The sequence below is a fragment of the Streptomyces sp. NPDC057136 genome (genome assembly GCF_042670885.1).
Classification (GTDB): Bacteria; Actinomycetota; Actinomycetes; order Streptomycetales; family Streptomycetaceae; genus Streptomyces.
This window is the reverse complement of sequence record NZ_JBHUUV010000016.1, coordinates 14,757-38,502: the sequence shown is the minus strand read 5'-3', so window position 1 is coordinate 38,502 and position 23,746 is coordinate 14,757. Positions and strand designations below refer to the sequence as shown.

The 23,746-nt window shown below is 69.5% G+C and carries 18 protein-coding genes and 3 pseudogenes; 13 read left to right on the top strand and 8 right to left on the bottom strand.

The genetic code is table 11. The annotated features are described in order from the left end of the window. Positions 1–59: 59 nt before the first annotated feature. Positions 60–1,007, bottom strand: coding sequence for a helix-turn-helix domain-containing protein (locus ACFT7S_RS20180; protein WP_382733660.1), 948 nt, complete (start codon positions 1,005–1,007; stop codon positions 60–62). A 99-nt stretch (positions 1,008–1,106) separates the two neighbouring features. Between ACFT7S_RS20180 and ACFT7S_RS20175 the strand changes: the two genes are divergently transcribed. Then, positions 1,107–2,138 (top strand): saccharopine dehydrogenase NADP-binding domain-containing protein, encoded by a 1,032-nt coding sequence (locus tag ACFT7S_RS20175; protein WP_382733657.1) that lies wholly within the window; start codon positions 1,107–1,109, stop codon positions 2,136–2,138. Between the two features lie 4 nt (positions 2,139–2,142). On the opposite strand, the gene ACFT7S_RS20170 is transcribed toward ACFT7S_RS20175, so the two are convergent. Together ACFT7S_RS20170 and ACFT7S_RS20165 are read right to left on the bottom strand one after the other, a co-directional pair. Next, a complete protein-coding gene (locus tag ACFT7S_RS20170; protein ID WP_382733655.1) occupies positions 2,143–3,039 on the bottom strand; it encodes an aldo/keto reductase in 897 nt (298 codons plus the stop codon). A gap of 14 nt (positions 3,040–3,053) precedes the next feature. Then, entirely contained in the window at positions 3,054–3,986 is a 933-nt protein-coding gene (locus ACFT7S_RS20165; RefSeq protein WP_382733652.1) for an NAD-dependent epimerase/dehydratase family protein, read from the bottom strand. A gap of 70 nt (positions 3,987–4,056) precedes the next feature. Between ACFT7S_RS20165 and ACFT7S_RS20160 the strand changes: the two genes are divergently transcribed. Then, a complete protein-coding gene (locus ACFT7S_RS20160; RefSeq protein ID WP_382733648.1) occupies positions 4,057–4,968 on the top strand; it encodes a LysR family transcriptional regulator in 912 nt (303 codons plus the stop codon). A gap of 130 nt (positions 4,969–5,098) precedes the next feature. Here ACFT7S_RS20160 and ACFT7S_RS20155 read toward each other — a convergent pair whose 3' ends face one another. The 3 genes from ACFT7S_RS20155 to ACFT7S_RS20145 all read right to left on the bottom strand — a co-directional run bounded on the left by ACFT7S_RS20155 (position 5,099) and on the right by ACFT7S_RS20145 (position 8,365). Beyond that, the gene (locus ACFT7S_RS20155) at positions 5,099–5,806 is read right to left on the bottom strand and encodes a hypothetical protein (protein WP_382733645.1); all 708 of its coding nucleotides are present in this window, start codon (positions 5,804–5,806) and stop codon (positions 5,099–5,101) included. Positions 5,807–6,572: 766 nt separating this feature from the next. After that, entirely contained in the window at positions 6,573–7,244 is a 672-nt protein-coding gene (locus ACFT7S_RS20150; RefSeq protein ID WP_382733643.1) for a response regulator, read from the bottom strand. Next, entirely contained in the window at positions 7,241–8,365 is a 1,125-nt protein-coding gene (locus ACFT7S_RS20145; RefSeq protein ID WP_382733640.1) for a sensor histidine kinase, read from the bottom strand. The genes ACFT7S_RS20150 and ACFT7S_RS20145 overlap by 4 nt, the downstream gene beginning before the upstream one ends. 230 nt (positions 8,366–8,595) lie before the next feature. Between ACFT7S_RS20145 and ACFT7S_RS20140 the strand changes: the two genes are divergently transcribed. After that, a complete protein-coding gene (locus tag ACFT7S_RS20140; protein WP_382733637.1) occupies positions 8,596–9,099 on the top strand; it encodes a DUF6223 family protein in 504 nt (167 codons plus the stop codon). Positions 9,100–9,123: 24 nt separating this feature from the next. Here the strand turns inward: ACFT7S_RS20140 and ACFT7S_RS20135 are convergent, their stop codons facing one another. Further along, positions 9,124–9,300, bottom strand: a complete 177-nt coding sequence (locus tag ACFT7S_RS20135) for a hypothetical protein (protein ID WP_382733635.1) — start codon at positions 9,298–9,300, stop codon at positions 9,124–9,126. Positions 9,301–9,368: 68 nt separating this feature from the next. Here ACFT7S_RS20135 and ACFT7S_RS20130 point away from each other — a divergent pair. From ACFT7S_RS20130 to ACFT7S_RS20090, 9 genes and pseudogenes are all read left to right on the top strand, one after another. Continuing rightward, positions 9,369–9,599: pseudogene (locus ACFT7S_RS20130) on the top strand (DUF5829 family protein); the annotation flags it as partial. 311 nt (positions 9,600–9,910) lie between these two features. Next, entirely contained in the window at positions 9,911–11,098 is a 1,188-nt protein-coding gene (locus ACFT7S_RS20125; RefSeq protein ID WP_382733633.1) for an MFS transporter, read from the top strand. Beyond that, a pseudogene (locus ACFT7S_RS20120) lies at positions 11,095–12,040 on the top strand (beta-galactosidase). Before ACFT7S_RS20125 ends, ACFT7S_RS20120 begins: the two are co-directional and overlap by 4 nt. Next, the gene (locus ACFT7S_RS20115) at positions 12,040–14,448 is read left to right on the top strand and encodes a beta-galactosidase (RefSeq protein ID WP_382733630.1); all 2,409 of its coding nucleotides are present in this window, start codon (positions 12,040–12,042) and stop codon (positions 14,446–14,448) included. The pseudogene ACFT7S_RS20120 and the gene ACFT7S_RS20115 overlap by 1 nt, the downstream one beginning before the upstream one ends. Before the next feature lie 103 nt (positions 14,449–14,551). Further along, a complete protein-coding gene (locus ACFT7S_RS20110) occupies positions 14,552–15,631 on the top strand; it encodes a LacI family DNA-binding transcriptional regulator (protein WP_382733628.1) in 1,080 nt (359 codons plus the stop codon). 326 nt (positions 15,632–15,957) lie between these two features. Continuing rightward, positions 15,958–16,809 (top strand): annotated as a pseudogene (locus ACFT7S_RS20105) (chitosanase); the annotation flags it as partial. Next, positions 16,807–18,105: a discoidin domain-containing protein gene (locus tag ACFT7S_RS20100; RefSeq protein ID WP_382733917.1), complete on the top strand. Its 1,299-nt coding sequence runs from the start codon at positions 16,807–16,809 to the stop codon at positions 18,103–18,105. The pseudogene ACFT7S_RS20105 and the gene ACFT7S_RS20100, both read left to right, overlap by 3 nt. 143 nt (positions 18,106–18,248) lie before the next feature. After that, positions 18,249–19,556 (top strand): MFS transporter, encoded by a 1,308-nt coding sequence (locus ACFT7S_RS20095; protein ID WP_382733625.1) that lies wholly within the window; start codon positions 18,249–18,251, stop codon positions 19,554–19,556. Then, positions 19,553–20,584 (top strand): TolB family protein, encoded by a 1,032-nt coding sequence (locus ACFT7S_RS20090; RefSeq protein WP_382733622.1) that lies wholly within the window; start codon positions 19,553–19,555, stop codon positions 20,582–20,584. Before ACFT7S_RS20095 ends, ACFT7S_RS20090 begins: the two co-directional genes overlap by 4 nt. 66 nt (positions 20,585–20,650) lie before the next feature. Here the strand turns inward: ACFT7S_RS20090 and katG are convergent, their stop codons facing one another. Continuing rightward, positions 20,651–22,882 carry a catalase/peroxidase HPI gene (gene katG / locus ACFT7S_RS20085; protein WP_382733620.1) on the bottom strand — a complete coding sequence of 744 codons (2,232 nt, stop codon included), beginning with the start codon at positions 22,880–22,882 and terminating at the stop codon, positions 20,651–20,653. Positions 22,883–23,300: 418 nt separating this feature from the next. Here katG and ACFT7S_RS20080 point away from each other — a divergent pair, with 418 nt between their 5' ends. Beyond that, positions 23,301–23,717 (top strand): Fur family transcriptional regulator, encoded by a 417-nt coding sequence (locus ACFT7S_RS20080; protein WP_382733617.1) that lies wholly within the window; start codon positions 23,301–23,303, stop codon positions 23,715–23,717. Positions 23,718–23,746 lie beyond the last annotated feature (29 nt).

Below are 23,746 nucleotides of genomic sequence, written 5' to 3'. Positions count from 1 at the left end.
TGCGGCGCCCCCGCCGCCGACTATCCCTCCCGCAGTGTGACCGCGAAGGCCCGTACCGGTCAGGCGGGCCTTGTGCTGCGAAACGAGCGGCGGTAACTGTCGGGCGGTACCCCGACGATTCGTTTGAACTGGCGCCGGAGTGTCGTGGCCGTGCCCATACCCGTAGCCACGGCAACCGCCTCGATGCTCTTGTCCGTGGCCTCCAGCAGTTCCTGCGCGCGGCGTACGCGCTGGATCAGGAGCCACTGAATCGGCGTCTGCCCGATCACCGACCGGAACTGCCGTCCGAGATTGCGCGGGCTCGTGTTCGCCTTCCGCGCCATGTCGGTCACCGTCAGCGGCTGGTCCAGCCGTTGCTGGACCCAGGCGAGCAGGTGGGTGAGCATGTGCTCGCCCGTGACCTGCACCGGAGTGGCCACGAACTGGGCCTGTCCGCCCGGCCGATGGGGCGGCATGACAAGGCGACGGGCGACGGAGTTGGCGATGGCCGCGCCGTGATCGAGGTGGACCAGGTGGAGGCAGAGATCCACGGCGGCGGCCTTGCCCGCAGCCGTGAGCACGCTGCCGTTGTCGGTGTAGAGCACGTCAGGGTCGACGACGGCCTGCGGATAACGCGCACTCAACTCCGCGGCATGAGCCCAGTGGGTGGTGGCCCGTCGGCCGTCCAGCAGGCCCGCGGCGCCGAGCACGAAGGCTCCGGTGCAGAGGGAAGCCACCCGCGCCCCCGACGCGTGGGCCGCACGCACGGCCTCGATGAGCTCCACCGGCGGCGGATCATCGACGTCGGCGCATGCCGGCACGATCACGGTATCGGCGCCCACCGCGCGGTCGAGCCCGTGGTCGGGCTCGACCATGAACGGGCCGACCCGCACCGGTCCTGGCCCGCAGAGCAGTACGTCGTACCAGGCACCCGCTGAATCGCGCGGAGGGTTGCCGAAGATCTCGTAGGCCACCGCCAGCTCGAAGTGCAGCAGGTGACCGGCGGTCAGCAGTGCGACAGTCGGCATGTCCGGAAGTGTACGTGTGATGTCCTTCCGGACCATCACGCCTTGGTGCCACCCGAGTTGAGACTGGACTCATCAGAACAACGAGAACGGGGGAAAGCGATGAGTACGATGGCTGCAATGGTGGTTTACGGGGCGACAGGTCACACGGGGCGCTTCATCGTCGCTGAACTGCAAAGGCGTGGTTTCGCCACCGTCATCTCCGGCCGTAACGCAGCCCAGTTGGAGGCGCTGGCGGCCGAGTGGCCGGATGTGGTCGTACGTCCGGCGACCGTGGACGACGCGAGCTCACTGGACCGCGCCCTCGACGGCGCGGCGGCTGTCATCAACTGCGCCGGACCGTTCGCGGTGACGGGAGGCCCGGTCGTCGAGGCAGCCCTGCGCGCGGGTATCCCGTACGTCGACGTCGCGGCAGAGATCGAGGCGAATGCCTCGATGTTCGCCGACTACGCGGAAGCGGCCCGGAAGGCGGACATCGCCGTGGTGCCGGCGATGGCCTTCTACGGTGGGCTGGGCGACCTGCTGGTGACAGCGGCCATGGGGGAGTGGACGGCGGCGGAGGTGGCGCACGTCGCGTACGGGCTGACCAGCTGGCGCCCCACGGCGGGTACCCGAGCCGCCGGTCAGGTGTCCCACGAGCGTCGTGCGGGCCGACGGGTGCGATTCGTCGACGGCGCGCTGCAGTACCACGACGACAAGGCATGGGAGCAGGAGTGGGTCTTTCCGGAGCCGCTGGGCCGTCGCACGGTGATCTCCGAGTTCACCATGGCCGATGTCGTCACCATTCCCAGCCACTTGGCCGTGTCCGAAGTCCGCAACCACATGGCCGTCGAGGCGGCGAGGGACCTGGCCGAGAAGGACACACCGGCGCCGGAGGCGGTCGACGCTCTGGGACGGTCGGACCAGATGTTCGTCGTCGACGTCCTGGTCCGCGCGGGGGGCGTCGAGCGACGCGCCACGGCTCACGGGCAGGACATCTACGCGGTCACCGCACCCCTGGCGGTGGAGGCCGTCCAGCGAATCCTGGCCGGGCAGACGCGGACAACGGGTGTGGCATCGGCGGGCGCCATGTTCGACGCGGCGGACTTCCTCCGGTCGCTGGCCCCGTACCTGTCCGTCGAGCTCCCGCACTGAACAGTCACGCGTTTGCGTTCGTCTGCCGGGTGGCTTCGAGCCGCGACACCTCCGCCTCGCTCAGCTTCAGCTCCGCGGCCCGGGCGGAGTCGTGGACCGATGCCGGGCGGCTGGCGCCCGGTACCGGGATCGTCGTGGGGGAGCGGGCGAGGAGCCAGGCCAGGGTGATCTGCTGCGGGCTGACGCCGTGCTCGGCGGCGATGTGATGGAAGGCGGTCCCCGTGGAGGTCGGTCCTGAGGGGCCGTCGAGTGAGCTGCGAGAGATGCCGCCCAGGGGACTCCAGGGCAGGAAAGCCAGACCCAACTGCATGCTCAGCCGTAGTTCGGGCTCGCTGTCGCGGACGGCGGGGGAGTACTGGTTCTGTACGGAGACCAGTCCGTGGCCGAGCATCGCGTGCGCCTCGCGGATCTGGCCGGCGTCCACGTTGGAGATTCCGGCGGCGCGGATCGTGCCGGCGTCGAGCAGCTCGCGCAGCGCTCCGACGGAGTCGGCCCAGGGCACGGCGGGGTCGGGCTTGTGCAGCTGGTAGAGGCCGATGGCCTCCACGCCCAGTCGTTTCGCGGAGGCCTCGGCGGCGTGCTTGAGGTGCTCGGGGGTACCGGTGACGGTCCAGTTGCCGTCGCCCGGCCGGCCGCGGCCGCCCTTGGTGGCGACCAGGACGTCGGAGGTGTCACCGCCGTAACGGGCCAGGGCGCGGGCGACGAGCAACTCGTTGTGACCTGTCTCGTCGGCGTGCCAGTGGTAGCTGTCGGCGGTGTCGATCAGGGTGATCCCCGCGTCGACGGCGGCGTGGACGGTGGCGATGGCCCGCGCCTCGTCCGGGCGTCCCTCGATGGACAGCGGCATGGCTCCAAGGCCGATAGCGCTGACAGTGGTGCTTCCGATGGTGCGGTACTGCATGGTGGATCTGCTCCTCAGACGATGTGGGTGCCGACGACTTCGGCGACGGCGCCGGGCAGCCAGTCGCTGGTACGGGAGAAGGGAAACCCCAGCTCCTTCGCGCGGGTGTTGCTCATGGCGTAGGGGCGGTCGAAGGAGAACGGTGATGCGGTCTCCCCGGCACCGACGGTGCGGTAGGCGGCCTCTCGGCCGGTTTGCGCGCCGATCAAAGCACTCAACTCACGGACATCGAGCAGGCCGTCGGAGCAGGCGTTCAGCGGTCCGGTGAAGTCGGTGGCCGTGGCCGCCCACAGGAGCAGGTCGGCCAGCTCCTCGTAGTGGATGAAGACCGTGGGCCGTGCCTCGGCATGCACGGCGATCTCCGTGCCCCGGGCGATGCGCTCGATGTAGTGGGCCAGTCGGCCGGTGAACTCCTGTGCACCGCCCCCGAGTACATGGGCACTGCGCACCGAGGCGAACGCGAACCCGCTGTCCCGGGTGAAGACGGCCTCCGCCTGACGCTTTCCCTCGGCGTAGTGCGCCTCCAGGTACGTGTCGTCCTGCCAGGGCAGGTCCGGCCGAACCGGCCATGAGGCCGGGTCCACAGTTCCTTCCGGAACCGGGGTGCCGCGCGGAACCGTCGGCAGTGCGCTGGTCGCCGGGTCGTACACCTCGATCGTGGACGTCATGACGTACCGCGAGGTACGACCCCGGAAGGCGCGGGCCGCGATCGCAGCCTGCACCGGGGTGTAGCAGACCTGGTCGACCACCACATCGAAGGTGGTGGAGCCGAGCGCGGCAACGAGGGCGGCCTCGTCGTCGCGGTCGGCGACAAGGTGGTGCACACCGGCGGGTGGCCGGGTGGAGCCGCGGTTGATCACAGTGACCTGGTGTCCGGCCGCGTGAAGGCGCTGGACCAGGAGTTTGCCGAAATAGCGGCTACCGCCGATGACGCAGATCTTTTGCATGCGCCTATCCTGACCGTGTCCCGTCATCAGCAGAAGTGCTCGCTTACTGGATACGTATGAAGGAAAACTGTTGATCGATATACAGCGTCTGCGTGTCCTGCGGGCGGTTGCGGAGCGCGGCAGCTTCAACCAGGCGGCGGCGGTACTCCACCTGACCCCCTCGGCGGTTTCCCAGCACATTGCCGCACTGGAGCGCAGTCTCGGTGCCCAGGTCGTCGCCCGCAGCACCCGCGGAGTCACCCTCACCCAGGCGGGCCGGATCATGGTCGGGGCCGCCGAGTCGGTCGCAGCCGAACTCGTGCACGCACAGCAACAGGTGGACCGGCTGAGCACGGGCCGCACCCAGCTCACCGTCGCCACGTTCACCAGCGGCGGCAGGATCCTGCTTCCGGGTGCTCTGGCAGAACTGACGGCAGCCCATCCCGGCACCGTCGTCCATGTCAGGGAGGGTGAGCCCGAAGACAGCCTGCCGATGGTCCGGCAGGGCGCCGCGGACCTCGCGCTCGCCTATCACTTCGACGGCCCGCTGCCGGGATTGCCGGGCCGGAGTTCCACCCTGGAGTGGACCGCACTCATGGAGGACCCGTTGCACGTCGTCCTGCCCGAGGGGCATCGACTGGCCTGCCGCGATGCGCTCGACATCGCCGAACTGGCGGCCGAGCCCTGGGTTCTCGGCTGTCTCAAGACCGAGGCGTACCTGCGCCGTTACGCCGGGCGTGCCGGCTTCGACCCGGACATCCGCGGCACGACGACCGACTACTTCTTCGCTCGTTCGCTCGTCGCCGCGGGCCTGGGAATCTCACTGATCCCATTCATCGCGCTGGCACCGGAGGTACCGGGCCTGCGCACCGTCCCGATCAGGCCGTCGGCTCCGACCCGGCACATCGGTGTCGCCGGGATCGGCCACCGCCGCGAACGCCCGCAGGTCGCGACGCTGATCCAGGCCCTCCAGCGACAGGCGGCGACACTCGGCGAAAGGTGACCGCGGATAGACTCCCCCGCCGACGTCGCGGAGGACGCCACAAGTCAAGACACCACGTGTCTCGGCGAATTGACTCTCTTGGCCGCCCTCCGCGCTGCTCGCCCCCGCGACGTGGTGTGTCCTTCAGCCGTCAGGCTGTCGCGGACACCTCTACGTCTGCCGCCTCGGAATCGGCGGTCGACTTGGGCGCTGTGTACATGGCCGATCCCTGCTGGATCTCCTTGCTGATGATGCCCCTCTTGACCAGGGTTTCCAGGCTGTTGCGCACCACCTGAGCCGAGGTCTTGCGGTCCGGGTACACCTTCTCCAGATCCGCGTGCACCTCGCGCACCAGGCGCGGCTCTCCCGCGGGCAGGAACTCACGAAGGAGCTGGTGCAGCGGAGCCTCGGCGTCCTTGGGACCGGCTGCCTCGGTGGCCTTCTTCGCGATCGCGTTCCCGCCGGATGCCTTCTTCACTGTCTTGCTCGAGGTGCTCTTCGCGGCGGCAGCAGGCTTCTTGGCAGCAGCCTTGGGCTGCGCGGCCTTCGTGCGGGTGCCCTTGGCGGACCGCGGCTGCGGGACGGCCTTGGCGTCCGGCGTCGTGTCGGTCAGGGGTGCGGTCTCTGTGGCTTCGGTGGGGAGGGGCTGCGCGGTGGGAGCTGCGGTCGGCAGCGTGCCCTGCATGCCGGCCAGCCAGCCCTCGTCCTTCTTGAGCTGCTCCAGCCGCGTCTGCAACTGCGCGATGGTTGCCGTGAGTTCGCCCTGCTCCGAGCGATTGGCCACGAGGTCGGCGGCGAAACGCTCTGCATACGTGCTCTGCACGCTCTTCGGGTCAGTGTCTTCCAGCCTGTTGGCCACGGTCGTTCACACTCCTTGTACATGGGGATTGCTGCCGGATGCTACCCATGATGAACGGTCTGTGGTTACCGTCGCGCACATCCAACACTCGTACGGGCGTCATAGTGCCCCGACCCGGCCCATCAACTCGCCGCTGTGCGGGCCCGTTTGCGAAGCCGTACGGCGATGACACGGCAGGCCCTGCACGAACATCGGTGCACAACCGTCATACAGGCCATGGTTGTCACTCTTTGTATCCAGACTGATACGCTGCGGCACTGTGTGCTCGTGATCGGCAGCTGACTCGGCGACACCGCCTGCGGCCATGGACCCGATACGGCGACGCCTTGTCGGCCCTCGTGGTCCGGGATGCGGCGGGCAACCGATCAGTGGCTCACGGCGCTCCGGGGGAAGCGCCTTGTAACCCCCCTGCCCTGTCTGCCGGTTGTCCACCTGGAGGATTTGCATGCAGCTCTTGACGTCGCACGGTGCAGGCGCCAAGGAACATGCATGTCAAGCCAGTGTGTCCACACCCAAGTCGTCCCCGCCCTCGCAGGCCGGTGACGTTCTCTTCGATGTCGGCCTCCAGTTGGTGGAGCGGCACGACGCGGGGAGGGAGTAGCGCGAGTTCGAGTTGATGTGAGTGGCGGGGCTGGTCGATCGGCCGACTGCGCTCATGCACCCACGCGTTCTCCTGGGCGCTCCCCGGCGTCAGGAGGAAGCGAAGCAGCACCTGTTGAGTGACCGGGTTCCTCAAGGCTCCGGCGTGACCCCGTCCTGATGCGCTTCAGCGCTTGGGTGGTGGGGCCACCAGGCCGGATTCATAGGCCAGGACCACGAGTTGGGCGCGGTCGCGGGCATGGAGCTTCGTCATGGCCCGGTTGATGTGGGTCTTCGCGGTCAGGGGGCTGATCACCATGCGGTCGGCGATCTGGTCGTTGGACAGACCCTGCGCGACCAGGGCGACGGCCTCGCGCTCCCGGTTGGTCAGCTCCTCGAGTCCCGGGGCCGTCGCGGAGCCGGTGGTGGGCGGCTGGCTGACGTACTGGTTGATCAGCTTGCGGGTGATCGACGGTGCGAGGAGGGCGTCGCCCCGCGCGGCGACACGGACGGCGTGCAGGAGGTCTTCCGGCACGATGTCCTTGACGAGGAAACCGGCAGCCCCGGCCCGCAGCGCGTTGAGAACGTACTCGTCGAAACCGTAATTGGTGAGGATGACGACGTGCACCCGGGCCAGGGCCGGGTCCGCAGCGATGAGCCGGGTCGCCTCGACGCCGTCGAGTACCGGCATCTGGATGTCGATGAGAGCGACATCGGGCAGGTGCTTCTTCGCCAGGGCCACGCCTTCCTTCCCGTCACCGGCCTCGGCCACCACCTCGATGTCGTCCTCGAGGTCGAGGAGCGCGCGGAACCCGCTGCGCAGCAGCGGCTGGTCGTCGACCAGGAGGACACGGATCACGGTGTCCGCTCCACGGGGAGTTCCGCGTGGACGGTGAAGCCACCCTCGTCGCGCGGTTCCGCCCGCAGGCGACCGCCGAGTGCGGTGACGCGTTCGCGCATGCCGAGCAGCCCGACGCCGGGTGCCGGAGCGGTGGCCGGCGTAGCCGTACCGTCGTCATCGACTCGTACGGTGACGGCGTCCGGACCGTAATCGATCCGTACCGACGCCGTCGTCGCGGCGGCATGACGGGCGATGTTGGTGAGTGATTCCTGAACGATCCGGAAGACGGTCCGGTCCACTGCTGCAGGCAGGTCGTGCCGTGGTCCTTCGATTCTGAGCGCCGCGCCGAGGCCGGCCATCCTGGCCCTCTCCACCAGCTCCGGGACGTCGTCGAGACCGTGCGGCGGGGTCTTGTCGTCGTCGCGAAGCGCCTCCAGAGTCGCTCGCAACTCCCGGGTTGCCTCACGGGCGGCCTGCTGGATCGCCAGCAGGGCCTCCGGCACCTGTTCACCACGTTTGCGGGCCACGTGGACGGCGACCTCGGACTGCACCTTGATGATCGAGATCTGGTGGACGAGCGAGTCGTGCAGCTCCCGCGCGATGTGCAGCCGCTCCTCGTCGGCGCGGCGCCGGGCGGTCTCCTCGCGGGTGCGTTCCGCTTCGTCCGCCCGCCGCTCCGCCTGCCGCAGCGCTTCGCCCGCGGCGCCCGCCGCGATCAGCCAGGCAATCTCCAGGGCGCCTCGGGCCTGTGCGAGCGCCTCCGTCGTGTCGTGCAGCGAGACCAGGGCCGCGAGAGGGAGAGCCGCCAGCATGGTCACACTCGCGGCCACCGTGACGATGCGGTGCCCCGCCCGTACGGCGGCGTACACCGCGAACAGGAACGCGACGGCCGGCACGTCGAAACCGGCTGCCTGGTACCCCACCGCGCACAGCCCGGTGACCGCCAGGACCGGAACGGGAGCCCGACGACGCGCGACCAGCGCCAGACCGCCGGCCGCCAGCAGCACATAGCCGAGCGGGTCGAGATCCCCGGCGGCGGGACGCGCGGACACGCCCGTGACCAGGAGCGCCGCTGCCACACCGACGGCGATCGCCCAGTCTGTGACACCGGCCGGGACACCGGTCCGTCCTGTGCTCATGCGCGCACCTTAGCCCCGATGCCACTGCGGGCGAGTCACGCTCGGGGACGAGCGGGTGCCTACCACGCACGCGGTACCTCCACGGCGCCGGCGGCCTCCGCAGCAGCCGGGTGCACCATCGGCGGCACCCCGAAGTGCATCCGTCTGCAGGACGACCGGCGCTGCGCCCGACGACATGATCGGGCGACATCCACACCTCGAAACGAGGCGTACGAAATGAGGAGAGGGACATGAGCTCATCACGAGCCCTGACGTCGGTCCGACCCGTGCTGGCCGCGACCGGAGCCGCCCTGCTCGGGGCCTTCGTGCTCGCCGCACCGGCGGCCGCACACGCTTCCGTCGTCGCCGCCGGTGACACAGGTACCGGCTCCGGCCGACTCGGGGCCATCGTGGCCGCAGTGGTGGCGCTGACCGGCATGCTCGTCGGCGGGCTGTCTCTGGCCCGCTCCACCGGCCGCATCGGCCCCGGCACCGGCCGCATCGGCCCCGGCACCGGCCGCATCGGCACCGGCTCCGGCACCGGCCCCGGCACCGGCTCCGCGCGGCTCGGGGCCGTGGTGGCCATGGCGGTGGGGTTGCTCGGCGTGATCCTCGCGGCGCTGCACCTGGCCAACTCCACCGGTGGCTTCGGCACCGGCAACGGGCGAGCGGGGGCCATCGTGGCCGCCGTACTGGGGCTGATCGGCATGGTCCTGGGATGGCTGGCCCTGTCCCGCTCCCGCCGTACGGCCTGACGCTTCCGCCAGGTTCTGCGGATCCTAGGGGCGGGCAGCGAGGCGGTGGGCTTCGGCCGTGACCTCGGCATCGATCAGGGTCGACGTTCTGCCGTACTCAAGGATGTCGTACTCGTCATCGAGTTCGGCGAGCCGTTCAGTCAGGGGCAGCTCAAGTCCGTAGCGCCGGTGAACCCGGAAGGTGAACTCCCAAGGCGTCAACTCACCGGCGAGCATGCGGCGTGCGAGCGCTCGGGCGGCGGCTTCCTCGGCGGAACCGCCGCCGATCGGCCGGCGGTTTCGCTGTACGGTCCCTCGATGGCGGTGGCGTCGTTGCGCAGGGTGGTGGCACCACCATCCGGATCGACGCCGTTCCGCGTGACCGGGTCGGCCTGCGACAGGTCAAGTTGTCGCTCAACCGTCCCGTGGAATACCGGCACGAGGAACGGATCGGCCGTTCAACCCTCGTCGTCGGCCCAGGAGCCCGTGCCGTATGGAAGTTCGACGACATGGACCAGTAAGCCGTATCTGCGGACGCCGTCACCGAGCCCCCGTAATGGCAACCTGATGGTACGTCAGATTCTGTACCCTCAGGGGTAATTGACCGTACTCTCCACAAACGCGCGCAAGGCGTCGGACCCCTGCGCCACCCGTGCTCCAGGGCTTCTTGACGTCATTTAAGTTACCGGTAACATCGATCCCGCCTCGAGTGATCCTTCGTGTCCGACCGGTGCCGCATCGTTCGTCCGGCGGCCAAGTGCAAGGAGTTCGTGCTGTGCAACCGAAGAGTCAGACGTCCGGCAGCAGGAAGCCGACCCCAACGGTGCACACTGTGCCTGCCTTCAACGGGGCCGCCGTGGTGGCGTCCTGTATCGGCTTCGTCCTGATCGGCGCGCTCCAGGCGCTGTACGGCCCGGCCATCCCGGCGTTCCGTACGGAGTTCGGGCTCTCGCCCTCCGGGGCCGGTCTGGGGCTCAGCGCGCACTTCGTCGGTGGCGTGGCCGGCGTACTGATCTTCGACCGTCTGTACGGACGCATAGGGAACCGCCGTCTCCTGGGAGGCTCCTACCTGCTGATGGCCGTCGGTGCCGCGGGGTTCGCCGTGGCACCGACCTGGCCGGTGGGGCTGCTTGCGGCGCTCCTCGCCGGGCTCGGCTTCGGTGGAATCGACTACGGCCTCAACCAGCTCTTCGCCACCGGATTCGGCCACCGCTCCACAGCGATGCTCAACATCCTCAACGCCCACTTCGGGGTGGGCGCCATCCTGGGCCCGGCGCTGATCGGACTGGTCGGTTCCGAGCACTACCCGGCGGTCTTCCTCGGCTTCGCCGCCCTCACCCTGCCCCTGCTCCTCTGTCTGCGCGGCGTCCGGGACCAACCCCTGCAGCAGCACGCGGAGGCCAATGCAGCCCCGGCCCCGGCCGCGCCCCGCGTCCTCGGCCGCAGTCTCGGAACCGTACTGGCCGTCTTCGTCGTGCTGTACGTCCTGCATGTCGGCATCGAGGCGGGTGTCGGCGGCTGGGAGCCCACGCACCTGGTCACGGTCGGATACGGGGCGGGAGTCGCGGCGACCGCCACGTCCGTGTACTGGCTGATGATGACCGTCGGCCGATTCCTGGTCGCGCCCATCGCACTGCGCTTCTCGCCGCAGTCCATCATCACCGTCTCCTGCGCGGGCATGACGCTCTGCCTGTTCGCCGCCGCCGTACCTGCACTCGCTCCCTACGCGTACGCGGGCGTCGGCCTGTTCATCGCGCCGATCTTCCCCACCGCGCTGCCGTGGCTGATGGAGGCCGCCCCGCAGGCGCGCCGGGCAGGAGCCCTGGTTATCGCGGCCTCCATGGTCGGCGGAGTGGCCGCAGGACCGGCGCTCGGCAAAGTCATCGAGCGGGCGGGCATGAGGGCGGTTCCCCTGCTCCTGGCCGTCGTCTCGCTCCTGTGCCTCGCCGCCACCCTGTGGCTGATCAGCGCCACCCGTACCGCACCGGACCTCTCCGCAGAAGGACGCATCGAGACATGAGCCCGCTCACCACCACCGCCGACGGCTTCACGCTGCGCGGTGAACCCTTCCGGATCATCTCCGGTGCCATGCACTACTTCCGTATCCACCCGGGCCAATGGGCGGACCGGCTGCGCAAGGCCCGGCTGATGGGACTGAACACGGTCGAGACGTACGTCCCCTGGAATCTGCACCAGCCGACCCCCGGCACGCTCGACCTCGACGGCCTGCTGGACCTCCAGCGCTATCTGCGGCTGGCCCAGGAGGAGGGACTGAACGTCCTGCTGCGGCCCGGACCGTACATCTGCGCGGAGTGGGATGGTGGTGGGCTGCCCGCCTGGCTAGCCTCCGACCGCGACATCAGGCTGCGCAGCAGCGACCCTCGCTTCAGTGCACTTCACCCATGGTGTGGGCGACCGCGCGCAGGTCTTCGTGGACGGCGCCCCGGCCGGCGTCCTCGAACGCGAGCACCACCAGGAGAGCCTGACGGTGCGTGTTCCGCGCGCGGGGGCCGGACTCGACGTGCTGGTGGAGAACATGGGCGGGGTCAACTACGGACCTCGCATCGGTGACGACAAGGGCCTACTGGGACCGGTGTCCCTCGACGGCGTCGTACTGGGGGAGTGGGACTGCTACCCCCTGGCCCTGAACGACCTCGCCCCCCTGACCCACGCCCCGCACGACGAGGCGCAGGCAGGACCGGCGTTCCACCACGGCACCTTCCACGTCGAGGCACCCGCCGACACCTTCCTCGCGTTGCCGGGCTGGACGAAGGGACAGGCATGGATCAACGGCTTCAACCTCGGCCGTTACTGGAGCCGCGGCCCGCAGCGCACCCTCTACGTGCCCGGACCAGTCCTGCGTACCGGAGCCAACGAGCTGGTGCTCCTCGAACTCGACGCCACGGTCACTTCACGAGCCCTTCTGACCGATAGCCCCGACCTGGGAGTGGAGAAATCCTGATGCGAAACCACCTGCGGCTGCCGCCCCCTGCTGCCCCTCCGCTGTCGGGGCACCTGCCGTTCAGTGACGCGCCCGACGTCACCGACCCCATCGAGGTGACCAGCCGCTACCTCACCCGGGGCGGCCGTCCCTGGTTCCCCGTCTCCGGCGAGTTCCACTTCAGCCGTTACCCCGCAGGACAGTGGGAGGAGGAACTCCTGAAGATGAAGGCGGGCGGGATCACCGTCGTCGCCGCGTACGTGATCTGGATCCACCACGAGGAGATCGAGGGCCGCATCCGCTTCGACGGCGACCGCGATCTGCGGCACTTCGCCGAGCTGTGCGCCGTCCACGGTCTCGACTTCATTCCCCGGATCGGGCCCTGGTGCCACGCCGAGGTCCGCAACGGCGGCCTGCCCGACTGGGTGCTCGGCCTCGACTGCGTACCGCGCACCGACGACCCCGCCTATCTGGAGCCCGTACGGCGGTGGTTCGCGGCCATCGGCGAGCAACTGCGGGGACTCGACCGGGCCAACGGCGGCCCCGTGGTCGCCGTCCAGATCGAGAACGAGCTCTACGACCGGCCCGGCCACCTGCTCACCCTCAAACGGCTCGCCCAGCGCAGCGGCCTCAGCGCGCCCCTGTGGACGGCCACTGCCTGGGGCGGCGTCCACCTGCCCCCCGACGAGTTGCTGCCGCTGTACGGCGGCTACCCCGAGACCTTCTGGACCGAGGCCCACGGCGGCTGGCCCGACACCTGCCGCACACACTTCTTCTTCACCCATCAGCGCGACGACGAAGGCATCGGCGCCGACCTGCGGCCCACGACCCTACGGGGCGGGGAGGGCGCGCCCACCGACCGGTTCCCCTGGGCCACGTGCGAACTCGGCGGAGGCATGGCCCACTCCTACCACCGGCGGCCGCGGGTCGACGCCGCCGATGTGGCCGCGCTCGGACTCACCAAGATCGGCTGCGGTTCGACCTGGCAGGGCTACTACATGTTCCACGGCGGTACGAACCCGACGGGCGAGCTCAGCACCCTGCAGGAATCACACGCCACCGGCTACCCCAACGACCTGCCGGTTCTCACGTACGACTTCCAGGCTCCGCTCGGCGAGTACGGCCAGTACCGGCCCTCGTACCACCAACTGCGCCTGCAGCACCTGCTGCTCGCGGACTTCGGACACCGCATCGCACCCATGACCTCCGTCCTGCCCCAGGAGCAGCCCGTCGGACAGGACGACCGTTCCACCCTGCGCTGGGCGGTGCGCTGCGACGCCGACGCGGGATTCCTGTTCGTCAACAACCATCAACCGCACGAACCGCTGCCCTCCCACCCCGGCACCACCTTCGGGATCGACCGGCCCGACGGCACCGAGCTTTCACTGCCCAGCACGCCCGTAACGATCCCCTCCGGCGCTTCCTTCTGCTGGCCGCTCCGCATGCCGGTCGCGGGGGCACGGCTGGAGTGGGCAACCGCCCAGCCGGTGTGCCGGGTCGACAAGGACGGGCAGACCGTCCTCGTCCTCGCCGCCATCGACGGCATCGAACCCGAACTCGCCCTGGACGCCTCCACGGTGTCTTCGGTGAGTGCACCGAGCGGCGACATCACCCATGTCGACGGGCGCATCCTGGTCACCGGCCTGACAGCGGGAACCGATGCGCTCGTGGAGATCGAGACCGCCGACGGAGGCCGCGTCGGCCTGCTCGTACTGGACGCGGCGACGGCACCGAGCGTTTACCGGGGCCGTGCCTGGGACGCCGAACGCCTGGTGCTGTGTCATGAAGGGGTCGTCTTCGACCACGACGAGGTACGCATCCACAGCACCGCCGCGGAACCGTCCTTCGCGGTCTTCCCGGCCCCGCAGCAGCCGCTGAGTGCGGCCGACGCCCAGGTGCGCACGGAACCGGACGGGGTCTTCACCCGCTACCGCCTCACTGCGCAACAGCAACAGCAGCAGCAGCCGGCGGCGGCGGCGGAGATCCCCGCGCCCCTCACTGTCCGGCTCATCCGCCCCGCCGGACCTGCCCCCGTGCCGACGGCCAACGCCCTGGGCCGGTCGAGCGCTCCGGTCGACAAGGACTTCGAGACCTCGGCTGCCGCGTACCGCATCGACGTGCCGGACGCACTCCTCGACCGGCCCGACGGAGTGCTCCTGCGCATCGACTGGACGGGCGATGTGGCGCGCGCCTACACCGGCGAGACACTCGTGGCCGATCAGTTCCAGGCCGGCCGGCCCTGGGAGATCGGCCTGGACCGGGTGGACGCGAGCGTGGCACGCGCCCACGGGATGACACTGCGGCTCCTCCCGATGCACGCCGAGCAACACGGCGTGCACCTCCCGTCCGGCACTGCGGAGCACCAGGAGGCTCGAGTCATCGGTGCCACGTGGAGTGCGAGGAGGGCCTGGCCGGTCCGTCAGGGCTGAGCCCATGGGTGACGTCATGGCCGTCCGGCATGTTCTCGATCCGGATATCCTTGATCCGGCCGGACGGCCATGACCGATGACCGGTGCTCCCGAGGAGACCACGATGTCCGCTGCCGCTGCCGCTACCGGCAAACCGGCTCCGACCGGGCGCAGCCGTCGCAGCTTCGCCGGAATCAAACCGGTCATGGACGATGTCGCCCGGCTCGCGGGTGTCTCCAAGCAGACCGTCTCCAGGGTCCTCAACGAGAACCCTTCCGTGCGGCCCGAAACGCGTACGAGGGTCCTGGCGGCGATGAACGAGCTGGGCTACCGGCCCAGTTCGAGCGCTCGCTCGCTGGCGAGCGGCCGCACCCGGATACTCGGCGTGATCTCGTTCGACGCGGCTCGACACGGTCCCGCCTCCATTCTCACCGCGATCAACCTCGCGGCTCGCGAGGCCGGATACCTGATCAGTTCCATAGCTCTGCCCCTGTCCGACGCGGACACCGTGATGCAGGCCGTCGACCGGCTGGCCGCGGAGGGTGCGGACGGTGTCATCGCCATCGCTCCGCAGCAGCACACGGACACGGCACTGGCCGACGTCGCCCCCGCCATACCCCTGGTCACACTGGAGAGCCACCTCGGCTCGGACACCCCCGTCGTCACCTCGGACTCCGCCGCCGGAGCCCGCCTGGCCGTCGAGCACCTCCTGTCCCTCGGGCACTCCACCGTCCAGCACATCGCCGGGCCGAGCGGCTGGCTCGCCGCCGAGCAGCGCGTACTCGGCTGGCGCCAGGCTCTGGAGGCAGCGGGTGCATCCGTCCCCGCCCCGCTCATCGGCGACTGGAGCGCGAGCTCCGGCTACTCCCTCGGCCGGCAACTGGCCTCGCAGCCGGACGTCACCGCCGTATTCGCCTCGAACGACCATATGGCGCTGGGCGTTCTGCGGTCCCTGCACGAGGCGGGACGCCGGGTGCCCGACGATGTCAGCGTCATCGGCTACGACGACATCCCCGAAGCCCCGTACCTTCTGCCTCCTCTGACCACCGTCCACAACGATTTCGCCGAGACGGGCCGGCGCGCCCTCCAGCTGTTGTTGCGGCAGCTTCGGGGGGATGGGGAGAGCGGCGTCCGCTCGATCGTCCCGGTCGAGCTGATCGTGCGGGCCAGCACGGGACCGGCGCCCCGGCGGACAGACGGCTGAGGTTCCCGCCGTACAGGTTCGCAGGTTCGCAGGTTCGCGAGTTAACAAGTTCGCAAGTAGATACCGGACGTACTGCCTCCATGCCGGCGTGACGCCACCCGAACGCGGGCGCGAACCGGCCAACAAGCGCTGCCCTGCTCCGGATTACTGCTGTCGGGACCCTTGCGGGGAGGGGAGCGGCACGCTCCAATGGACGCGGTCCAATGGAAAGGAAACTTTCCTAACAGAGTCATCTTCCCCGGCTGAGCTGTGCCCGTACGCCCCTCCACGACGCCCTGTGCGTTCGGCGTCCGGCACGTCGCAAGAGATCGGAGAACCACATGCGTATGCGCATGCCCCACCGCATTTCCCGTCGCACTCCCCGTCCGGAACGGCCGCCGCGCCCCGCGCACCGCCGACGGCGCACCGGCGTGCGGATCGCGCTGGCCATGGCACTGGCCGCGATTCCCGCCGTGGTCGTCCTCAACACCGGGCAGGCGGCCGAGGCGGTCGGCCTCGACGATCCGGTGAAGAAGGAAATCGCCATGCAGATCGTCTCCACCGCCGAGAACTCGTCGCTCCAGTGGCGCGATCAGTTCGACTACATCGAGGACATCGATGACGGCCGCGGATACACGGCCGGCATCATCGGCTTCTGCTCCGGCACGCACGACATGCTCGAACTCGTCGAGTACTACACAGATCAGGTACCCGACAACCCGCTGGCCGAGTACCTCCCCGCGCTGCGCGAGGTCGACGGGAGCGACTCCCACGAAGGCCTCGACCCCGGCTTCACGACCGCCTGGGAAGAAGCCGCTGCCACCGAGGAGTTCCAGGCAGCTCAGGAACACGAGCGCGACCGGGTCTACTTCGGCCCCTCGGTCTCACGGGCCAAGAGTGACGGACTGCGGGTGCTCGGCCAGTTCGCCTACTACGACGCCATCGTCATGCACGGTCAGTCGGGCTTCGAGAGCATCCGGGCCGAGGCCATGAACGACGCCAGCACGCCGGCCGAGGGCGGCGACGAGACCCAGTACCTCGACGCCTTCCTCGACGCCCGTGTGGTGGAGATGAAGAAGGAGGCGGCGCACGAGGACACCAGCCGTGTCGACACCGCCCAGCGGGTCTTCCTGAGGAACGGCAACCTCGACCTCAACACCCCGCTGGCCTGGGCTGTTTACGGCGAGGACTTCCGTATCGACACCGACCCGCAACCTGGCCCGGGACCGACGGACCCGCCCGGCGCCGAGGCGCTGATATCGCGGGGCAAGCCGGCCACCGCCTCGTCCTCCGAGGACTCGACCCTGGCTCCCGGCAAGGCCGTCGACGGCGTCGCGACCACCCGCTGGGCCAGTGCCGAGGGAGTGGACCCGCAGTGGCTCCGCGTCGACCTCGGCGAAGGGGCGGCCGTCTCCCGCGTCGAGCTGACATGGGAGGCCGCCTACGCGAAGCAGTACCGGCTGGAGGTCTCGGCGAACGGTACCGACTGGACCAGCCTCGCCGCGGAGACCGCGGGCAACGGCGGCACCGACACCTGGACGGGCCTGTCCGGGAAGGGTCGGTACCTGCGCGTGTACGGCACCGCACGCGGCACCGCGTGGGGCTACTCGCTGTGGGAGATCGAGGTGTACGGCAGCGTCGGGGGCACCACGCCCGACCCCGACCCGACCGACCCGCCGGCCAGCGGCGCGTTCACCGTGGTCGGAGCCGGTGACATCGCCGACCAGTGCAACCAGAGCGACGCCGGGTGCCAGCACTTCAAGACCGCCGCACGTGCGATGGCGATCAACCCGGCGTTCTACATCACCATGGGCGACAACCAGTACGACGACGCCCACATCGAGGACTTCCGTAACTACTACGACAAGTCATGGGGCCGGTTCAAGGACAAGACCCACCCCGTGCCCGGCAACCACGAGGCGTACGACGACTGGGACAACCAGGACGAGGTCGCCTACCGGGAGTACTTCGGTGACCGCGCCACTCCCCAGGGCAAGATGTGGTACAGCTACGACTACGGCAACTGGCATTTCGTCGCCCTCAACTCCAACCGGTTCGACGAGCGCGAACAGCTCGACTGGCTGAAGGCCGACCTCGTCAAGAACAGCAAGAAGTGCGTGGCCGCGTACTTCCACCACCCGCTGTTCAGCTCCGGAAGCCACGGCAACGACCCCGTCGGCAAGCCGGTCTGGTCCATGCTGCAGGCAGCGGGCACCGAGCTGGTGCTGAGCGGCCACGACCACCACTACGAGCGGTTCGCCCCGCAGAGCCCGGACGGCCAGGCGGACCCCAACGGCATCGTCGAGGTCCTCGGCGGTATGGGCGGCAAGGACCTGTACGGCCAGGGTGACACCGTTCAGAAGAACAGCCAGAAGCGCATCTGGGACAAGTTCGGTGTGATGCAGCTCGACTTCACCGACACGAGCTTCACCTCGAAGTTCGTCGGTACAGACGGAACGGTCCTGGACACCGGCCCGACGTACAGCTGTCACTGACCCCCACACCTGTCACTGATCCCCACCCCGTCCGCCGTGGTCCGGCTGCCGTGCTCCGGCGGCCGGCCACGTCCGGCCGAGGAAGCCGCCCGGAGCGCCGGTTGTGCAGCCGGAGCTCCGGGCACCGCGTACCAGGAGCGTGCATGTACCTCGCCGTCGGCAGAGGCCGCCCACCGGACGGTCCCGCCCCCACCCGGACCCCACCACCCGCACGGCCCGCCGGCCGAAGGCGCCTCACCGGTACAGTCGTCGCGCTCGGTGCGGTCAGCCTCGTCACCGACATCTCGTCCGAGATGGTCACCGCCGTACTGCCCCTCTACCTCGTCCTGGGCCTGGGGCTCAGCCCGCTCCAGTTCGGCTTCCTCGACGGCCTCTACAACGGCGTCACGGCGTTCGTCAGGCTCGCCGGCGGGCACGCCGCCGACCGCTGGCAGCGGCACAGGCTCGTCGCCGGAACCGGCTACGCGCTCTCCACCATCTGCAAGCTCGGCCTGCTGCTGGCGGGCAGTTCCACCCCCGCGCTGTCCGCCGCCCTCGCGGCCGACCGGGTCGGCAAGGGTGTGCGAACGGCGCCGCGCGACGCCCTGATCTCGTTGAACTGCGACGAGCGGGACCTCGGCCGCGCCTTCGGTGTGCACCGGGCGATGGACACCACGGGCGCCATGCTCGGACCGCTCGTCGCCTTCGCCATCCTGTGGGCGACCGTCGACGCCTACGACGCCGTCTTCGTCGTCAGTTTCTGCTTCGGTCTGCTGGGCGTGCTGATCCTTTTCGCGTTCGTCCCCGGCCGCGCGGCCGCGCCGCCACGCGCCCCGGGCGCGGCCGCGGCCACGCTCAGGGAGACTCTGCGGCTGTTCCGCGTCCCCGCCTTCCGCCGGATTCTCATCACTGCCACGATGCTCGGCCTGGCCGGCGTGGGTGACGGGTTCCTCTACCTGGTCCTGCAGAAGCGGCTCGGCCTCGACGTGGAGTACTTTCCGCTGCTGCCGCTCGGCAGCGCCGCGGTCTACCTCCTGCTGGCCGTACCGCTGGGCCGGGCCGCCGACCGGATCGGCCGTCGCGTCCCGTACCTGCTGGGGCATGTCGCGCTGCTCGGGGTGTACGTCGCGCTGTTCTCGCCGGTGGCCGGATGGCCGCTCACCGTCATGGTGCTCGTACTGCACGGCGCGTTCTACGCGGCGACCGACGGGGTCCTGATGGCTCTCGGCGGACCGGTCGTCCCGGCGGACCGACGCGCGGGCGGGATGGCACTCCTGCAGACCGGCCAGGGGGTGGGCCGGCTGATGTCGTCCGTCCTGTTCGGAGCCGTCTGGACGGTATGGGGCATGGACACCGCCCTCGTCCTGGCCGCCGCGGCCCTCGGCACCCTCCTGGTCCTCGCGTGCCTACTCCTGCCGGCCGCGCCCCTGCCCGCCGACCCGACACCCGTCACCGCCCCGGAGCCCTCATGACCTTGCCCCCTCTCTCCTTGCGCGCGCGGATCACCGCGCTCCTGGCGGCCACCGCTGTACTGGCGGCCGTCGCCGTCGGCTACACGGTCGCGGCAGCCGACGGCGAAGGCCGGGCGCCGGCGTCTGCCGCTGCTCCGGGCCTCACACTCGACAACGCGCCCGGCCTGTACCACGGTTCGCGGAAGGGCAGCGTGCTCTCGACGCCGTACAGTCCCTCCGGCACGGGAGCGGCCAACGGGGCGCGGAGCAGGAACACCGGTCTGTCCTGCCACCGTTTCTACGCGAGCGGGCGGACGGCCGTCTGTCTCGCGAGTCACCCGGGTCTCTCACAGAAGACGAAGGTGACCGTCCTCGACCGCGAACTGGACACCCGCCGGACTGTCGTGGTCGGCGGCATACCCAACCGGGCGCGGGTGTCCCCGTCGGGCCGGATGGTCGCGTGGACGTTGTTCGTCAGCGGCGACTCGTACGCCTCGTCGTCGTTCTCGACCAGGAGCGGCATCCTCGATACGCGGACCGGCTACCTGATCAAGAACGTGGAGACTCTCCAGCTGTACCTCGAGGGCCGGCGCTACCACGCGCCGGACGTGAACTACTGGGGCATCACCTTCGCGGACGACGACAACCGCTTCTACGCGACGGTGGCCACCAAGGGGAAGACCTACCTCGTCGAGGGCGACATGAAGACGTGGAAGGCGCGCACAATCCGCCAGAACGTCGAATGCCCCTCTCTGTCACCCGACGGCACCCGGATCGCCTTCAAGAAGCGTGTCCGCAAGGGCACCCAGGACCCGTGGCGGCTCCACGTCCTGGACCTTAAAACGATGCGGGAAACTCCACTGGCCGAGACCCGCAGCGTCGACGACCAGGCGGCGTGGCTGGACAACTCGACCCTCGCGTACGCGCTCCCCGGCCGGACGAAGGGCACCTCAGACGTCTGGACCGTCCCCGCCGACGCCTCGGACACCGAACCGAGCCTTCTCCTGAGCGATGCGTCCTCGCCTTCGATGGTCCGGGGAGGCGTGTGAGACCGAGCAGCCCGCAGGGACCGGGAAACGCCCAGGCCGGCCGATGGGCCGACCTGGGCGTCTTGGTCAGCTGAGGTCGAACCGGTCGAGGTTCATCACCTTGTCCCACGCGGCCACGAAGTCCTTCACGAACTTCTCCTTGGCGTCATCGCTCGCGTAGACCTCCGCGAGCGCGCGCAGCTCGGAGTTCGATCCGAACACGAGGTCGGCACGGCTGCCCGTCCACTTGACCTCGCCCGTGGCGGCGTCGCGGGCCTCGAACGTGTTCGCGTCCCCGGACGTTGCCTTCCACGCCGTGTCGAGGTCGAGCAGGTTGACGAAGAAGTCGTTGGTCAGGTGCCCCGGGGTCGTGGTGAGGGCGCCGAGCGGCGAGCCCGCGTAATTCGCGCCCAGGACGCGGAGGCCACCGACGAGAACCGTCAGTTCGGGAGCGCTCAGGTTGAGCAGATTCGCCTTGTCGATCAGCAGGTACTCGGCAGGCAGGCGGTTGCCCTTACCGAGGTAGTTGCGGAACCCGTCGGCGGTCGGCTCGAGCGCGGCGAACGACTCCACGTCGGTCTGCTCCTGGGACGCGTCCACGCGGCCCGGCGTGAAGGGGACCTCGACGTCGAAGCCGGCTTCCTTGGCGGCCTGCTCGACGCCGGCAGCACCGGCGAGCACGATCAGGTCGGCGAGCGAGATCTGCTTGCCGCCCGTCCCGGCGCTGTTGAAGGTCGCCCGGATTCCCTCCAGGGTACGCAGCACCGTTGCCAGCTCATCGGGGTTGTTGGCCTCCCACCCGATCTGCGGCTGGAGACGGATGCGCGCACCGTTGGCACCGCCGCGCTTGTCGCTGCCACGGAAGGACGAGGCCGACGCCCACGCGGTCGACACGAGCTGGGACACGGACAGGTCCGAGGCGAGGATCCGGCTCTTGAGGGAGGCGATGTCCTCGGCGCCGACGGGCTCGTGCGTCACGGCCGGCAGGGGGTCCTGCCACAGCAGCGTCTCGCTGGGCACCTCCGGGCCGAGGTAGCGCACGACCGGGCCCATGTCGCGGTGGGTCAGCTTGAACCACGCCCGTGCGAACGCGTCCGCGAACGCGTCGGGGTTCTCCAGGAAGCGGCGCGAGATCTGCTCGTAGGCCGGGTCGATGCGGAGCGAGAGGTCCGTGGTCAGCATCGTCGGGACGTGACTCTTCGAGGCGTCGTGGGCGTCAGGCACGGTACCCGCGCCGCCGCCGTCCTTCGGCCGCCACTGGTGCGCACCGGCAGGGCTCTTGTAGAGCTCCCACTCGTAGCCGAACAGGATCTCGAAGAAGCTGTTGTCCCAGGTGGTGGGGGTGGTCGTCCAGATTCCCTCGAGGCCGCTGGTGATCGCGTCACCGCCCTTGCCGGTGCCGAAGGAATTCCGCCAGCCCAGGCCCTGCTCCTCGATCGGGGCGGCCTCGGGGTCGGCGCCGACGCTCTCCGCCGGCCCGGCACCGTGCGTCTTGCCGAACGTGTGACCACCCGCGATGAGGGCGACCGTCTCCTCGTCGTTCATCGCCATCCGGCGGAACGTCTCACGGATGTCGCGGGCTGCGGCCAGCGGGTCAGGGTTGCCGTTGGGGCCCTCCGGATTGACGTAGATGAGGCCCATCTGGACCGCGCCGAGAGGGTTCTCCAGCTCGCGGTCGCCGGTGTAGCGCTCGTCGCCGAGCCAGGTGGTCTCGGGACCCCAGTACACGTCCTCGTCGGGCTCCCATACGTCGGCGCGACCGCCGCCGAAGCCGAACGTCTCGAAGCCCATCGACTCCAGGGCGACGTTCCCGGTGAGGATCATGAGGTCGGCCCACGAGATGTTCTTGCCGTACTTCTTCTTGACCGGCCACAGCAGACGGCGGGCCTTGTCGAGGTTCCCGTTGTCCGGCCAGCTGTTGAGGGGGGCGAAGCGCTGCTGCCCGGCCCCGGCACCACCACGGCCGTCGCTGATGCGGTACGTGCCCGCGCTGTGCCACGCCATCCGGATCATGAGCGGGCCGTAGTGGCCGAAGTCGGCGGGCCACCAGTCCTGCGAGGTCGTCAGCACCTCAGCGATGTCCTGCTTCACGGCCGGGAGGTCGAGCGTCTTGAACGCCTCGGCGTAGTCGAAGTCCTCACCCAGGGGGTTGGCCACGGCGGGGTTCTTGGCAAGGATCTTCAGGTTGAGCCGCTCCGGCCACCACTGACGGTTTCCACCGCCCTGGGTAGGGTGCGGGGCACGCCCGTGCGCGACCGGGCAGCCGCCCTCGCCCTCCGTTTTCGCGTCGGTGACGATTGCATCGTGGTTCTCAGACATGGGAATCCTTCCGGACGGGGCGGATCGCATTGCTCAGGAGTGCGGGCGGTGGCACAGCCGGGGGACGGTCGACGGCGTTGATGTGAGGGGAGACGCGGCCCACGCGATCACGCGCCCCGGAAGCGATCGCCCCGACGTCGTGGTGGCCACTGTCCCCGGACGGTCTCGGCGAGCGCGACGCGGGAGGCCGTCATTCACAGGCCGGCACCACGCAGCAGCTGCTCGGCGATGGTCCCGTCACGTCAGTCTCCCGTCGTGCTGGAGTCTTCCTGTCCCTTGGCTATTGCCGTAACCGATCCTACGATGGACAGAATCCAAGTCAAGAAGCGAACCAAGTCTTTCCACTCGGAAGCCGGATGAGCGGACGTGCGCCTGTTGACTCGGGCGTATCCCATCGAACCCGAATAGGTGAACCGATATGAGCGGTCTGCTGGAGCGACTGCGGGGGCGTGGCTGGCGGATGACCTCTCAGCGGCGCGTCGTTGCGGAGGTTCTCGACGGCGACCATGTGCATCTCACGGCCGACGAGGTGCACGCCCGGGCGGTGCGGCGACTGCCGGAGATCTCCCGGGCGACCGTCTACAACGCCCTGGGTGAACTGGTGGCTCTCGGTGAGGTCGTGGAGTTCTCCACTGACGGCCGCGCCAAGCGATACGACCCCAACGCGCACCAGCCGCACCAGCACTTGGTGTGCTCCGGCTGCGGAATCATCCGCGACGTCCACCCGACCGGCGATCCGCTGGCCGGCCTCCCCGCGGAGGAACGGTTCGGTTTCACGGTCTCCAAGGCCGACGTCACCTATCGCGGACTGTGCCCGTCGTGCGGGCCCGGGTAAGTGGCGTTGCCGGCGTCGGAGAGATCCGC